Origin of the sequence: Occallatibacter sp., assembly GCF_036502485.1 — a bacterium.
Classification (GTDB): domain Bacteria; phylum Acidobacteriota; class Terriglobia; order Terriglobales; family Acidobacteriaceae; genus Telmatobacter.
Map to the genome: position 1 here is coordinate 36,472 of NZ_DASXYM010000091.1, position 14,982 is coordinate 51,453.

Below are 14,982 nucleotides of genomic sequence, written 5' to 3' on the forward strand. Positions count from 1 at the left end.
GCCTGGTTCTGTGTCAGCTCTTGATCGTCTTCGATTCCGCGTCCCACGCGGCCACCTTGCGGTGGAAGTAGGAGTGATTGGCCATGTGGCAGGCGACAGCCGTGTTATTGCCGAACACCTCGTCTTCCAGCACGTGCTCGCGGGTATCAATCGCGCGGAAGAAATTCGCGATGTGCGCCACCGAGGAGTCGAACCCCTGCGGCTCGCTGTAGGTCTCGGCGAGTGGCGCGTCATACTTTTGCGGATGGGCGGCCGCCCAGTCATCGTAGTACTTCTTCTTGAGTTCAGCGGTCCAACCGTCCGTGGAGTACCACTCCGGCTGAGGGTGGGTGTTCTGGGGAGTGAATGTGACGGTGTTGTCCTTGATGACGAGCGTGCCCTCTTTGCCGAAGAGGGTAGTGACGTCGCCATCCGCATCGTTGTTCTGGTTGCAGTGCAGCTTCACGGTCACGCCGTTGTAGTCATACATCGTGGCCAGCAGGTCAGGAAAGTCGCGTCCATCCTTGAAATGCGTCAGGCTGCCCATGGAGAAGGCGCGATTGGGAATCGCGTTGATCCCGGTAGCACACTGGATTCCCGAGAGCAGGTGCACGAACAGGTCGCCGGCCACGCCTTCGCCGTAGTCGGCCCAGCAGCGCCAGCGGAAAAACCGGGCGGCATCGTACGGACGGTCGGGAGCGTCGCGGATCCAGCTCTTCCAATCGATCGTCTCGGGGCTCGCGTCGGGCGGGATCGGGTAAACCCAGGCGCCAGAGTCGGAGTTGCGATCCGTATGGCCTTCGATCAGAGTAATCTCGCCCAGGCGGCCGGCCTTCACAATCTCGGCTGCCTTTTTGAACACGGGACTGGAGACGCGCTGGCTGCCGGCCTGGAAGATGCGCTTGTGCTTCTGGACGGCCTCAACCATGGCCAGACCGTCCGCCACATTGTGGCTCATCGGCTTCTCGCAGTAGACGTCCTTGCCCGCCTCCACGCAGTCAAGCACCACACGGCGATGCTGAAAATCCGCGACCGCCACAATGACTGCATCCACGTCCTTGCGGTCGAGGAGCGAGCGGTAATCGCGCACCGTGGGAATCTCTTTGCCGTAGGCTTCCACGCCCGCCTTCTGGTGCATCGTGTAGAGGTCCGCCGTGCCGACGCACTCGCTGTTGGGCACTTTCGCCGCGGCACGCAGCAGATCGCAGCCGCGAATGCCGGTGCCAATCGAAATGAAGCGCGTCTTACGGCCGGAGGTATCCGGCATGTCAGCCGAAAGAGCCTGCGACTTTGCCTTGTCAGCCCACGCCGACGATGCCGCCGCGCCTGCCGCGACCGCACCCGCGCCGATACGTACGAAATCTCTGCGAGATAGGGAGCCCTTCATCATGTGCCTTTCGTTGCGTTGCCCATTCTCACCTGTGTGGACCTATGATGTAAAGCGTTTGAGCACGCGATGCTGATCGTGTTATGAGGAGCCCGGCTTCGAGTCCGCTCGCACTCGGGCAGCACGCGTGCACGCATGGAAAGGTCATCATCATGGCACTCGCTTTGCCTGGCAGTAGACGTAGCGCTCTGGTACTGGTGGCAGCGCTGTGCGCCGCCGCAACAATCGCGTTCGCACAATCGAAAGCCGCAGCGCCGGATGCAACGCCGGTCTTGGGGCCGAACGTCCTCGTCTTCTCGCCGTCTATGCCGTCCGCCGAGATGCAGCAAAAAATCAATGCCATCTATGCGGCGCAGGAACACAGCGAGTTCGGCACCCAGAGAAACGCAATTCTGCTGCTTCCCGGCGAGTACCACCTCGATATTCCGGTGGGCTTCTACACCCAGATTGTGGGGCTGGGCGCGACCCCGGATGCCGTGCATGTCACCGGCAACGTGCACGCCGACGCCAGCCTGCCGCGCAACAACGCCACGTGCACCTTCTGGCGCGGCGTGGAAGGCTTCTCAATCTCGCCTACCGTGGAGAACACAATGCAGTGGGCCGTCTCCCAGGCAGTCTTCTTCCGCCGCATGCATGTGCTTGGCGACTTGGTACTGCACCAGAAACACGGCTGGGCCAGCGGGGGATGGATTTCCGACTCGCTGATCGACGGCAACGTGGATTCGGGCTCGCAGCAGCAGTGGCTCTCACGCAACACGGAGTGGAAGAGCTGGACGGGCTCGAACTGGAACATGGTCTTTGTTGGCATAAACCATCCCCCCGCGGGCGAGTGGCCGCAGCCGCCGTATACCCAGGTGGCGACGACCCCGATCGTGCGCGAGAAGCCCTTCCTGTGGGTGGACGCAAAGGGTGCCTGGAAGGTACGAGTTCCCGAGTTGCGGAAGGACTCGACCGGAATCAGCTGGCATGCTGGCAGCACGCCGGGCAAAGACATCCCGCTCGACCGCTTCTACCTCGCCAAGCCCGGCGATACGGCTGCGGCAATCAGCGCACAGCTCGCCGGCGGGAAGAACCTCCTGCTCACGCCCGGCATTTACGACCTGACGGAGCCTATCCGCATAACGCGCTCAAATACCCTCGTGCTGGGCCTTGGCTTCGCAACCGTGAAGCCGGTCAAAGGCACCGCCGCGATCACGGTCGGCGATGCCGATGGAGTCATCGTAGCCGGCGTGCTGATCGATGCCGGCGAGACAAAGTCGCCCGTGCTGATGACCGTCGGCTCGAAAGGCAGCAAGGCCGGTCACGCGAAAGACCCCATCTCCCTGCACGATGTCTTCTTTCGTGTGGGCGGAGCCGGGGTGGGCAAAGCCGATGTCGATCTCCGCATAAACGCCAGCGACACCCTTATCGATCACACCTGGATCTGGCGGGCCGATCACGGCAAAGGCGTGGGCTGGGATCAGAATCTGAGCAACAACGGACTGGTGGTCGACGGCGATGAAGTAACGGCTTACGGCCTGTTCGTCGAGCACCATCAGCAGTACCAGGTTCTCTGGAACGGCAACCGTGGCCGCACCTACTTCTATCAGTCTGAAATTCCCTATGACCCGCCCGCGCAGCCGGCGTTCACCTCCGCCACAGGCGTCAACGGCTGGGCATCGTACAAGGTTGCCGACAGCGTCACCACGCACGAGGCGTGGGGTCTCGGCGTGTATTCCGTCTTCCGGCATCCCGATGTGAAGCTGACGCGAGCCATCGAGGTGCCGGTCAGGCCCGGAGTGCGCTTCCATCACATGATGACCATTGCCCTCGACGACAAGGGCGAGATCACGCACGTCATCAACGACACAGGAGAGGCCGCCACTCCCGCGCCGCACCGCACCGTCCCACGAGTGACCGAGTTTCCATAGGCGCCCCCGACAAGCCGGCTGGCGCTTGTACAGTTTGGGTTGCAGGAAAACTGGGAATCCGCCCCGCCCCGTGGCATTCTGGATGCACGCCTGCGAACAGGAGCGTACACCGGATGCATCCGAACAGCCCCTGGAGAACCATCCCGCGCAGAAACATTCTGATCTTTCTGCTGGCCGTGTTCTTTGTGTTCGCGAGCATCGGGTTTGTCTCCGATATCACGAACATGGGCCGGCAGCCGATAGCGCGCTTCGTCATCTCGGTTTTAATGTCGGGCCTTTTCGCCGTAGTCTACGCGGTCTCGGGCATCATTCTGCGTAAAAAATTCTGGATCGTGTTTGTGCCGGTGTTTGCCGCCCAATTCCTGGTGTCCGGCTTGCTGGCCAACCGGATGCCGGACGCCCCGCAGCCGGCGCAATACGACCATGCGGATACGGAACGACTGCGTGCGCGGCTGGCCATTGACGGCATTGCCGTGGTTACCTGCGTGATCCTGGGCTACATCGGGTTCCTCACGGTGTCGATCAGCGAATCCAGGCGGCACGCGCGCCTCGAGGGCGAGAAAGCCGCGCTCGACAGCGAAATGGACGCCGCTCGCGCGATCCAGCGCATCATGGTTCCCGAAGAACTGCCGCCCACGCCGGGATATCAGCTTGAGTGCGTCTACTGCCCGGCGGCCCAGGTGGGCGGCGACTTCTTCCAGGTAATCCCTCTCAAAAGCGGCGCCTCGCTCGTGATCATTGGGGACGTGAGCGGCAAAGGCCTCAGCGCGGCCATGATCATGTCGATGGTGGTAGGAATGCTGGGCACCATCACAGGTTTCACCGAGGAACCGGCCGCAATCCTGGGGGAGCTGAACCGGCGCCTGTGCGGGCGCGCGCACGGCGGCTTCGTCACCGGCGCGGCGGTTCGGCTCGACCCCGATGGGCACTTCACAGTAGCCAACGCAGGGCATTTGGCGCCCTATATTAATGGCATGGAGATGGCCACGGGCGGATCCCTGCCGCTGGGCATGAGCACCGCCTCGGCCTACGAGCAGTCGCAAGCCCGGCTGCGGCGCGGGGACACAGTGTTTCTGCTCACCGACGGGGTGGTGGAAGCACAGGGTACCGATGGCCGGCTGTTGGGATTTCCCCGCGTGGAAACGCTGCTGCGTGAAGGCGCAACGGCCTCGGCGCTGGCGGAAGCTGCGCAACGGCACGGTCAGGCGGACGACATAACGGTGGTGTGTTTGCGATGCCTGGCTGCGGCGCGCGTTGTCGCCTGATCGGTCTCAAATGCGAGCCTTCGCTTTGCCGTGAAAGAATATGGGCGTAGCCATGACCGAACATACCGATTCTGAAAATCAGCCTGCCCTCGAGTCCGCTTCCGCGCCGCTTGCCGAACCTGCTGCTGAGCCCACCACGGGCGAAGCCCTGGCGGTGGCGCCCTCCTATGAGGTGGTCTATATGCCCGCTCATGCTGAGGTGGCGGAAACCACTGCCGCGGACGAACCCGCAGTAGAAGCTCCGGCGTCTGCCGCCGAGCCCTCGGCAGAGCTTTCCGCGGAGCCCTCGGCAGAGCTTTCCGCGCAGCCCACGACAGGCGAAGCCCTCGCAACAGCGCCCTCCTATCAGGTCGTGAACACGGCTGTGATCTCCGGTGAAGAGGCTCCTGCTGCCGAGCCCGTAGAGGACTTTGGCGACATGCTGGCGGCCTTCGAAAAGTCGCATAAGCACAAGACTGAAGCCGGTCCCACCCTGCAGGGCACAGTGGTCTCCCTCACGCCCGAGCAGGTCTTTCTCGACGTTGGCTACAAGATTGAAGGCGTGCTGCCCCGCGCCGCGTTTGAGAAGAATGCAGACACGGTGCAGCGCGGCGACACATTCCCGGTCTCCATCACCGGCCGAAACGAAGAAGGCTATTACCAGCTCTCGCGCTTCAAGGTCGCGCAGCCCAAGGACTGGACCGGCCTCCAGGCGGCCTTCGACCAGAAGCTCGCCGTCTCCGGAACGGTGACGGAAGTGGTCAAGGGCGGAGCGCGCGTGGACGTGGGGGTGCGCGCGTTCATGCCGGCCAGCCGCAGCGGCACCCGCGATGCCGCGGAGCTCGAAGCCCTCGTGGGCCAGCAGATCACCTGCCGCATCACCAAGCTCGACGTGGCGGACGAAGACGTGGTCGTGGATCGCCGCGTGGTGCTAGAAGAGCAGGCGTTGGCGGCTGCTGGAGAACGCTATGCCGCCATGAAGGAAGGCGATGTAGTGTCCGGCACAGTCCGGTCGCTCATGCCCTATGGGGCCTTCCTTGACCTGGGCGGCCTTGACGGGCTGCTGCACGTTTCTGACATCGCCTGGACCCGCATCACCAAGCCCGAAGATGTGCTCACCGTGGGCGACAAGCTCCAGGTCAAGATCCTCAAGATCGATCCCGAAACCAGGAAGCTGTCGCTCGGCCTCAAGCAGTTGCAGCCCGAGCCGTGGGAGACTGTGCCGCAGCGTTTCCAGGCCGGTCAGCGCGTGAGCGGAACCGTGACCCGGGTGCAAGACTTCGGCGCGTTTGTGGAGATCGAACCCGGCGTCGAGGGCCTCATTCACGTCTCGGAAATGTCATGGGGCAAGAAGGTCCGCGTCGCCTCTGACATCCTCAAGCCGGGCGAACGCGTGGATGCCGTCATCCTCAACATTCAGCCGGAGCAGCGCCGCATCGCTCTCGGATTGAAACAGACCCTCACTGATCCCTGGACGGAAGTTGCGGGCAAGTTCCCAATCGGCTCACAGGTCTCCGGCCCGGTCACCAAGCTCATGGCGTTCGGCGCTTTTGTACAGATCGCCGAAGGCGTGGAGGGCATGGTGCACATCAGCGAAATCGTCGCCGACCGCCGCCTCAATCATCCCTCCGACGTGTTGCGCGTGGGCCACACCGTGCAGGCACAGGTGCTCGCCATCGACACCGGCAAGCGGCAGATCAAGCTCTCCATGAAGCAGCTCATCCCCACCTCCATCGACGAATACATCGCTGAGCACAAGGTGGGCGACAAAGTCTCAGGCCGCGTGGTCACCGTGTCCCCCGCCGTAGTCGAGCTGGGCGCAGGCATTATGGCTGCCTGCCGTGCGGGCGCTAGTCCTGGCGCCCCTGCTACTGCGGGATCGGCGTCAGCCCCGCCGGCGCAGAGCAAGGCGGATCTGTCGTCGCTCTCGTCCATGCTCTCCGCGCGCTGGAAAGGCGCTACCCCCGCACCCGGCGCAAAGCCCCAGCCTCTGGAGACAGGTCAGGTCCGCAGCTTCAAAATCTCCAGGCTCGATGCCGGCACCAAACAGATCGAAGTCGAACTGGCCTGAGGATGCGTGAAACAGCGAAGCCGTGCGTCGCCGGATTCGCTGTTTCGCTCCTTGCTTCCGAGATCTGGAAGCCAGTGACGGGAGTTACGCGTTTGAGGTCCACTGGATCTGTTCAAACAGCACCCGCAAGCGCCCGCCTCTTGCCGGGTTGATGGATTCAACAAAGCTCACCCGCCCCTGCAAGTGCGAGCGGAAATCCGCGAGGCCGTCACGGTTCTGCTGCGCCGGCCCGTGGCGGATGCAATTGGTCAGCATCGCCTTGAGCAGATCGCACTCCCGTCGCGGCACATTGAGATGCGCGTTGACCACCAGGCCGGCGAGGTGCTGCCGAACGCCCTGCCGCATAATCCGCGTCTTGCGGAAATGCACCCGGAAATTTTCGTCAAGCGCGATCGCCGCCACGCTTGCGGCAAAGCGCTCCGCACGGTGCGCAAAATCTTCATCACCGGAGAATGCCAGGTCGTCGGCATAGCGGGTGTACACGGCGCCGGATGTTCGCGCCAGGCCCTCCAGCCGGCAGTCCATCCGATACGCACACACATTGGCTAGCGCCGGCGAAGTGGGTGCGCCCTGCGGCAGATGCGCGCGCCCATAAAGCTCGCGGGCTGAGGCCGCATGCTCAAAATCCAGATGCGCAAAAAGCGATCGCGGCGCCACGCTTGTGCAAAGGCCTCCAACAAGATCGGCAACCCCTTCCGGATAGCCGCACATGCGGAACAGCGCCTGCACGCGCGCTCGTGTGAACGAGGGAAAGAAATCCATCAGGTCCATTCGCAATACCACGGCCCGTCCGGCATGAAGAGCGGCAAACGTGCGGATGGATCGGCCCTTCACAAATCCGTGCGCCGCCGCATGAACCGGAATGCTCTCGAGAATCTCGCGCAGAATCTGCCGCTGAATCGCGCGCATGTGCTGCTTCGGCGCTTCAATCAGCCGCATGCCGCCTGAGGACTTGCGCAGCAGTCGATACGAGTAGTGGCGCAGCCGCGTGTCGACCCGCCGAGTGAGCAGCCCCTTCTGATCGGCGAACCACTCCAGTTCTGACGGCGACAGTCGGAGCCACTGCGCGAGCGCCGCCAGGTTCGGGATATCGGGCAAACCCCAGTTCGCCGCGAACGGTGCAGGATGCATCGCATGCGGTTCCGGCACTGGTTGCGCCAAACGAAGAACGCGGCGCTCCCATGCGCGTTGAAATGCCGGATCGGACAGGATGAAGTCGCGCACCTGCCGCACACGCGGCCGCGACGCGCCGAACGCTTCAATGTATCTGCGCGCCACTGGCAGCAGCCACCGCCACTCGCGCCCCAGCACAAACGCAGCACGCGCAACCAAATCTTCCTCGCGCGGCTCGCCATGGGCCAGCGCGCGTGCCAGCGCCTGTACCAGGTACGACTTGGGAACGGAAGCCGGCAGGGTGATGCTCCAACGAGTCATGCCGTGCGTGAGGTGATCTGCGCGAGCCGCGCACGCCCCTCATGCGATGGAACGTCCAGTTTGCCACGTTGCCCCGGGGTAACCCCGGAGAGACCGGAGACCGGCCAGGCTTGAAGCACCCACCCGCCAGCACGATGGATGATACACCAGCAAAACAGAGGCACAGCGAAACGTGGATTGCGCCAGGGTTTTCGCTGCGTCTCGGATCTCTCTTGTCTGTTCTCTGCTTCTCTACAGATACACATCGTCCACATAGCACCAGCGCCAGTCTTCGCCGCGCTCAGCGGACTGAATGATGGGGTGATGCGTGGAATGGAAGTGCTTGCGGGCGTGCGTGTTTTTGGACGAATCGCAACATCCCACGTGGCCGCACTCCAGGCACATGCGCAGGTGTACCCATTGGTCGCCCATCTTCAGGCACTCCTCGCAACCGCGGCTGTGCGGCTTCACCGGTTTGATATGTTCTGCTGCGTGACTGCACGGAGCGGGCATAACGACCTCCTGTTTCCCTTATGATCCGCTATTCCACCCAGTTTTTGGAGCGGTCCACGGCTCGATGCCACCGCGACGTGAGACGCGCCGCTTCAGCCCGGTCCATCCCTGGCTCGAAACGCGTGTCATCCTTTCGGCTGGAGCGTAAATCGTCGGCGCTATGCCAGAACCCCACCGCCAGCCCCGCCAGATACGCTGCTCCCAACGCGGTCGTCTCCGTCACCCGCGGGCGCACCACCGGCACGCCCAGAACATCGGCCTGGAACTGCATCAGCAGATCGTTGACGGCGGCGCCTCCATCCACACGCAGCGCCGCCAGCGGCTCGGGTGTCTCGCCGTCCACCGCGGTCAACACGTCCGCCACCTGGAAAGCGATGCTTTCCAGCGCCGCGCGCGCAATGTGCCCGGGACGCGTGTCACGGCGCAGCCCGATCAGCAGCCCGCCCGCGCGCGGATCCCAGTGCGGCGCCCCCAACCCGACAAATGCGGGAACAAACATCAGCCCGCCCGCGTCTTTCTCGCCCGCCGCAAGCGACTCCACTTCGGCAGACGAGCCAATCAATCGCAGATTGTCGCGAAGCCACTGCACCACCGCGCCCCCAATAAAAATGGAACCCTCCAGCGCGTACTCAAGCCGCCTCTGCGCACTGGCCGCGATCGTGGTGATCAGCTTGTGCTTCGACCGCACAAACTTTGTTCCGATGTTTTGCAGCAGGAAGCATCCGGTGCCGTACGTGTTCTTGGCGTCTCCGGGGTTCCAGCAGAGCTGGCCAAACAGCGCCGCCTGCTGATCGCCGGCGATCCCCGCAATGGTAATGCTGCCGAGGCCCAACGTGGTCGTCACTTCGCCTACGCGCTCGCTCGACCAGACCACGTCCGGCAGCATGCTTTCAGGGATTTCAAAAATGCGCAGCAGCTCCGGATCCCAGCGGCCCTCCACAACGTTGAACAGCAGCGTGCGCGAAGCATTGGTCACATCCGTCACATGGCGCTGCCCGCTCGTCAGATGCCACACCAGCCACGAGTCCACCGTACCGAACGCCAACTCGCCGCGCTCCGCACGCTCCCGCGCCCCGGAAACATTGTCCAGAATCCAACGGATTTTGGTGGCCGAGAAATACGGATCGATCACCAGGCCGGTGCGATCAGTGATCCCATCTCCAGCTCCGCTCTCTTCCAGGGCGCTGCACTGCTGCGCCGTACGGCGGTCCTGCCACACAATCGCGGGATGGATGGGGCGGCCCGTGGCGCGCTCCCACACAATCACCGTCTCGCGCTGATTGGTGATGCCAATTGAGGCGATATCGCGCGGCCGCGCCCCCACCCTGCCCAGCGCTTCCACCGCGCATGCCATCTGGCTGGTCAGGATCTCCATCGGATCGTGCTCCACCCAGCCCGCCTGCGGATAGAACTGCTGAAACTCTTTCTGCGCCATAGCGGCAATGGCGCCCGTTTGGTCAAACAGGATGGCGCGCGAGCTGGTGGTGCCCTGGTCGAGAGCAAGAACGTAGGCCATACAATCAACTCCGATTCGCGCTCAAGTCAATCACGCCGCACCTGATACAAGCAACGCCGCGGAGCTCCTGTCCGCATGCCAAACCCGCTGCGAACAGACAACAACCCAGGGTGAAAAATGCACGCCGTGCAAAGATTGCCATGCAATTCCTACGTGTCGCGTTGGCGCGAAATTGCCCCGATGAAAGCCTGCGCCGCAAGCATCCCTGCATGCGAGACAGCGCCCGCCTTCCTTCACAGCGGTACCGCTTTCCCGCGTTTGGGCGCCGTGCATGCATTCATCTTTATGAAAACTTGATTAACTTGCCGTCATATTGGCTCGGCCGGGCGAGAAAGATTCACCGTGGAGCAACAAGTGCTGCCTATAGTGTCACTATGGGTGATCGTACTTATAACCCGTTCGTCCTGCGGCACCCCATCTCACTCGGGGACGCCATTGCGGCTCTCTTCCGGCCCAAGCCGAAGAGGCAGCCTTTTGCCAAAAATTTCTCCGGCAATCGTCCAGAATATCAGCGGGCCGAATCGCCGGATCCCGAATCCCAAGCCACGGACCTCGATGAGAATTCCTCCCCTGCGCCCGTGGCCAGCGCCAGCTTTCTCCGGTAAACAAACAGACAAAGCATTCACCAGGACTCAGGAACTCATCCCGCGCTGCCTGCCTACTTTGCAGGCGTGTGCTTTTTCTTGCGCCCCGGGGGAGCACCCTTCGCCCCTCGCGGCTCCGGCTGCAATGTTGGCAGCGGTTTTGCCTTGAGCGCCCGCCGCAGTTCCTGCCAGTCCTTCTCCGTCTGGTCTGCGTAGTCGCTCCCGAAATTTGCCAGCGCCTCCGCAAAGCCGCCACCGCCCCCAATGTAGCCCGCGATCGTCAGCGGATCTCCGGCACGCGCATGGCTCCGGGCAAGCAGTTCCCCGCACACCTGCGCGAAGGCGGTAAGGCCCTCGCCCGCCAGATCAGTGAGCTCAATCGAGCCCTTGTGATCATTCAATTGACGGACCAGGTAGTCGCGCCCTGCCATGTGCGTCCACCCCAGGAACGGATCGGACTGCACCTGCATCATGCGCTGCCCCTCCACCGCGCGCTGCCCATTGTGGTGCGGCGGATGCGCCTCTGGAAGATACGCTGCATACCCCGACGCAGGCTCCTCCTTGATCTGCAGAAAGAGCGGATCGCCCGGCCCGTTTCCCTCGAAATAGATGCAGTAGTCGCGCAGCCCCACTGACCCCGTGCCCACCACCTTGAATGCCACGTCCACAGGCCGGTAAAGCGAGAGAAGATGCTGGCGCTGCGGTTCCAGCATGTTGCGATAAGGGCCCAGCGCGCTCAGCGCTTCGGCGGCTTCCCTGCCCGTAACCCGCCACAGTTGCGGCTGTTCTTTGAATCGGCGCGGAGCCTGGCTGTCGCGGCTTGAGGGCTCCGTGAGCTGCTCCAGAATGTGCAGCGGCGTGGCCCGCTCCGCCTTGAGCAGCGCGTCGTGAATCGGCTGCACGCTGCCAATACGATGCACCTGGAACCGGGCTGTTTCCAGTGCCGGCATCTGCGCAAACATCCGCATCAGCGTGGCGTAATGGGTCATGCAGTGCAGGACGGCCTCGCGTCCCGCGCCGCGCTTGTGGCCTGCGTCCCGGCCAGCCAGGATCAATGAGGCGGCCATGCGCTTCAGGTCCCACTCGAAGGGCCCGCGGATGGTCTCGTCGAAGTCGTTGATGTCGAAGACCAGGCGGCCGTCCGGCGCGGCAAACGCGCCCAGGTTGCGCACATGCGCATCGCCGCACATCTGCGTGAGAATGCCTGTGTTCGGCAGGGCCGCAAGATCGGCCGCCATCACCGGCACAGCGCCTCGGAAATAGCCGAACGGCGAAGCCGCCATAAGCTGCCACTTCAGCTTCACAAGTTTCGGCACCCGGCCCTTGGAGGCGCGCTGCAGCAGTTCCCATGCTGAGGTGCGACGCCCCTTGCAGTTGACAGTGCAGTGATCCTGCCGTCCCACCTGCTTGCGGCGCGCCTGCCCCAGCTTGCGACGTTCCTCGGGAGTCATCCAGTGCATTTGCATGGAACCATACACCCGCGCTACGAAATCCGCCAAATGCCTTCTGCCAGGTGGCGCCGGCACGGTTCCGAGATCCAGACGTTTCCGTCTTGCGGGCGGAGGATCCACGAACTCCCTCGAGAGGTTCTCACTGGCTTGACCGGATCCCGTGGATGGTTAGTGGCTGGATCAGTCCTCTCGTTTTGGCGTACCTGATCCCATCGCTGTTTAGGTGGTCCCCGCGTTTCACGCGAACGCTTTCAATCGCAATCCCGGTCCTCATGATTGCGCCCTTTATCGCGTTTTCAATTGAGAGAATTGTGCCGGTATGGGGGCACTTTGTTTGGCTGGCGGGAACGCTCCTTGTGGTAACTCCCGAGCTTCGCGAAATGGTCTCCCGCCGGATATCTTTCCAGAGCGGCTAGGTCTTCAACTGCACCCGCAGATGCAGTTCCTTCATCTGCTGCTCCGTCACGCCCGTCGGCGCATCGGCCATCAAATCAATTGCCTTCGCCGTCTTCGGGAAAGCAATCACTTCGCGCAGATTCGCGGCGCCCGCCAGCAGCATGACAATCCGGTCAAGTCCCAGCGCGATGCCCCCATGCGGAGGGGTGCCGTACTCCAGCGCATCCAGGAAGAACCCGAACCGCTGCCGTGCTTCCTCCTCGCTGATGCCAAGCGACTTGAAAATGACCTGCTGCACGTCTTTGCGGTGAATACGAATCGAACCCGAGCCCAGCTCCAGTCCGTTCATCGCCAGGTCATAGCAGTTGGCCCGTACGCTGGCCGGATCGCTCTCGAGGTTCTGCATATCGTGCTCGTGCGGCGCCGTGAACGGATGATGCGCCGGAACCCAATGTCCGGTCGCCACGTCGTATTCGAACATGGGGAAGTCGACGATCCACATGGGATGGAACGCCTGTGACCCATCGATCATTTCGCCCGTCAGTTTCGCTTGCTGGGGATCCGCTTCGCGCACCACCTGCTCCGTCACTTCAAACGCCTTGTGCCGGTCCGCATACTTCTTCGCCAGCTCCGTGCGGAAGTTTCCCGCGGCCGCATACACATTGATCTCGCGCTCGCTCAGCCGGCCTTCAAACTTCGTGTCGCTGGCCTTGATGTGATGCGCCGGATCGCCGGCCACGATGATGACGAAGTCAGCCTCCGCCGCGCCCGCCAACTCCCGCACCCTCGCCGCCGAATCCGGAAAGCCCTTTGCCAGCCGCTTGAAATCGTCGATAAACTTGGCGCCCTTGTTCTTGTCGAACATCGGCCAGTTGTCTTCGCGCTCCTTGCGGCTCAGTTCGCCGACATTGGGAATGCGAAAGGCCACCACCGGCAGCGCCGGATCAATCTGCAGCGTCGCAAGATTCTCGTCTGTAAACGCCGCGCGCACGTCCGTCATCTCCGGCAGCCGCCTGTCCGGCTTGTCCGATCCGAACCGCCGCATCGACTCGTCGTACGTGATCCTGGGAAACGGCGTGGGCAGCGACACGCCCGCTGCCGCGAATGCGGCTGACAGAAACTTCTCGACCACGGCGAAGACATGCTCCTGCCTTGGAAAGCTCATCTCCAGATCCACCTGCGTGAACTCGAGCTGGCGGTCGGCGCGGAGGTCCTCATCGCGAAAACAGCGCGCTATCTGGAAGTATCGATCGAACCCTGAAATCATCAGGATCTGCTTGAAGATTTGCGGCGACTGCGGCAGCGCATAAAACTCCCCCGGATGCACACGGCTGGGCACCAGAAAGTCCCGCGCGCCCTCGGGCGTTGACTTGCACAAAATCGGTGTCTCGATCTCCAGAAATCCCTGCGCACTCATGGCGTCGCGAATGGCGCGCGTAATCTCATGGCGCAGGCGGAAATTACGCTGCATCTCCATGCGGCGCAGATCTACATACCGATACTTGAGCCGGACCTCTTCGTTCTGGATCGCGTCCTCGGCCGGCGAGAACGGTGCCAGCCGCGCGTCATTCAACACGCGCAGTTCCGTGGCAAGAATCTCGATTTCGCCCGTCACCATCTTGGGATTGATCGCGTCCGCAGCGCGCAGCCGAACCTTGCCCACGGCGGCCACCACGTACTCCGGCCGCACCGCCTCGCCCTTGGCGTGGCCATCGGGCGTCAGCTCCTTGTCCAGCACCACCTGGCAAATTCCCGAGCGGTCGCGCAGATCGAGGAAGATCAGGTTTCCATGATCGCGCCGGCGATTGACCCAGCCCATCACGACCACCGGTTGCCCTGCATCCGAGGCGCGCAAATCGCCGCACATGTGCGTCCGTTCCAGGTTGCCCAAAAAATTAAGCACGATAGCTTTCCTTTAGTGGCCCAAGCCATTTGTCTTGAGCTGAATCAAAAGATGATCCTGTCATCCTGACGCTGAGTGAAGCGAAGCCGAAGGACCTGCTTTTTGGCGGAACTCCATTCGGAAGTTCCGTGCCCCATCCTTGGGCCTTTTTCCTGGCGCAAGGGGAAACCACAAATCACCGCACCGCAAACGAACGGAGAAAACTGACAACTCAGGCTATGAACTCAGCTGCGCCGCCAGCTCCGCCCGCGGCACCTTCTTCTGTTCGCCCGTGGCGAATTCCTTCACAGTCAGAATACCGGAACTGAGCTCATCCTCCCCCAGGATCACGATCCGCCGGGCCACCTTGTCCGCCGCCTCAAACGACTTTTTCAGCCGGAAGCTGCCGTCGCCCAGCTCCACCTTCAATCCGGCCCGCCGCAGTTCCCGCGCCAGCTTCAGCGCCGCGGGGCCCATACCCTCCCCCAGCGGAGCGATATACGCATCGGCCACCTGCGGTGGGGCTGACTCCTGAGACTGTAAAGTCAACACCAGCCGATCCTCGCCCATGGCGAAGCCGATCCCCGGAGCCTTGGGCCCGCCAATCGCCTCGCTCAGCCCGTCGTAACGGCCGCC

10 protein-coding genes are annotated in these 14,982 nt (G+C 62.8%); 3 read left to right on the forward strand and 7 right to left on the reverse strand.

The genetic code is table 11. The features are described from left to right. Positions 1 to 13: 13 nt before the first annotated feature. The gene (locus VGL22_RS13020; RefSeq protein WP_465267362.1) at positions 14 to 1,369 is read right to left on the reverse strand and encodes a Gfo/Idh/MocA family protein; all 1,356 of its coding nucleotides are present in this window, start codon (positions 1,367 to 1,369) and stop codon (positions 14 to 16) included. 149 nt (positions 1,370 to 1,518) lie between these two features. Here VGL22_RS13020 and VGL22_RS13025 point away from each other — a divergent pair, with 149 nt between their 5' ends. The 3 genes from VGL22_RS13025 (at position 1,519) to VGL22_RS13035 (ending at position 6,591) form a co-directional block, all read left to right on the forward strand. Continuing rightward, positions 1,519 to 3,276 carry a coagulation factor 5/8 type domain-containing protein gene (locus VGL22_RS13025; protein WP_465267363.1) on the forward strand — a complete coding sequence of 586 codons (1,758 nt, stop codon included), beginning with the start codon at positions 1,519 to 1,521 and terminating at the stop codon, positions 3,274 to 3,276. Between the two features lie 113 nt (positions 3,277 to 3,389). After that, positions 3,390 to 4,541 (forward strand): PP2C family protein-serine/threonine phosphatase, encoded by a 1,152-nt coding sequence (locus tag VGL22_RS13030; protein ID WP_465267364.1) that lies wholly within the window; start codon positions 3,390 to 3,392, stop codon positions 4,539 to 4,541. A gap of 52 nt (positions 4,542 to 4,593) precedes the next feature. Continuing rightward, positions 4,594 to 6,591 (forward strand): S1 RNA-binding domain-containing protein, encoded by a 1,998-nt coding sequence (locus VGL22_RS13035; protein WP_465267365.1) that lies wholly within the window; start codon positions 4,594 to 4,596, stop codon positions 6,589 to 6,591. A gap of 84 nt (positions 6,592 to 6,675) precedes the next feature. Here the strand turns inward: VGL22_RS13035 and VGL22_RS13040 are convergent, their stop codons facing one another. The 6 genes from VGL22_RS13040 to VGL22_RS13065 form a co-directional block, all read right to left on the reverse strand. Then, on the reverse strand, positions 6,676 to 8,025 hold the full coding sequence (locus tag VGL22_RS13040) for a reverse transcriptase family protein (protein WP_465267366.1): 1,350 nt from the start codon (positions 8,023 to 8,025) through the stop codon (positions 6,676 to 6,678). Positions 8,026 to 8,256: 231 nt separating this feature from the next. After that, the gene (locus VGL22_RS13045) at positions 8,257 to 8,517 is read right to left on the reverse strand and encodes a UBP-type zinc finger domain-containing protein (RefSeq protein ID WP_465267367.1); all 261 of its coding nucleotides are present in this window, start codon (positions 8,515 to 8,517) and stop codon (positions 8,257 to 8,259) included. Between the two features lie 28 nt (positions 8,518 to 8,545). After that, the gene (glpK, locus tag VGL22_RS13050) at positions 8,546 to 10,033 is read right to left on the reverse strand and encodes a glycerol kinase GlpK (RefSeq protein WP_465267368.1); all 1,488 of its coding nucleotides are present in this window, start codon (positions 10,031 to 10,033) and stop codon (positions 8,546 to 8,548) included. Positions 10,034 to 10,691: 658 nt separating this feature from the next. Then, positions 10,692 to 12,116 carry a DUF2252 domain-containing protein gene (locus VGL22_RS13055; protein ID WP_465267369.1) on the reverse strand — a complete coding sequence of 475 codons (1,425 nt, stop codon included), beginning with the start codon at positions 12,114 to 12,116 and terminating at the stop codon, positions 10,692 to 10,694. A gap of 364 nt (positions 12,117 to 12,480) precedes the next feature. Then, on the reverse strand, positions 12,481 to 14,331 hold the full coding sequence (gene aspS / locus VGL22_RS13060) for an aspartate--tRNA ligase (protein ID WP_465267373.1): 1,851 nt from the start codon (positions 14,329 to 14,331) through the stop codon (positions 12,481 to 12,483). 252 nt (positions 14,332 to 14,583) lie between these two features. Next, positions 14,584 to 14,982 (reverse strand): His/Gly/Thr/Pro-type tRNA ligase C-terminal domain-containing protein (locus VGL22_RS13065; protein ID WP_465267370.1); only part of this gene is annotated, 399 nt, incomplete at its 5' end.

Coding starts and splice junctions, on each gene's coding strand:
- VGL22_RS13020 (WP_465267362.1), bottom strand. CDS start 1,369: ATGATGAAGGGCTCCCTATCTCGCAGAGATTTCGTACGTATCGGCGCG.
- VGL22_RS13025 (WP_465267363.1), top strand. CDS start 1,519: ATGGCACTCGCTTTGCCTGGCAGTAGACGTAGCGCTCTGGTACTGGTG.
- VGL22_RS13030 (WP_465267364.1), top strand. CDS start 3,390: ATGCATCCGAACAGCCCCTGGAGAACCATCCCGCGCAGAAACATTCTG.
- VGL22_RS13035 (WP_465267365.1), top strand. CDS start 4,594: ATGACCGAACATACCGATTCTGAAAATCAGCCTGCCCTCGAGTCCGCT.
- VGL22_RS13040 (WP_465267366.1), bottom strand. CDS start 8,025: ATGACTCGTTGGAGCATCACCCTGCCGGCTTCCGTTCCCAAGTCGTAC.
- VGL22_RS13045 (WP_465267367.1), bottom strand. CDS start 8,517: ATGCCCGCTCCGTGCAGTCACGCAGCAGAACATATCAAACCGGTGAAG.
- glpK (WP_465267368.1), bottom strand. CDS start 10,033: ATGGCCTACGTTCTTGCTCTCGACCAGGGCACCACCAGCTCGCGCGCC.
- aspS (WP_465267373.1), bottom strand. CDS start 14,331: ATGTGCGGCGATTTGCGCGCCTCGGATGCAGGGCAACCGGTGGTCGTG.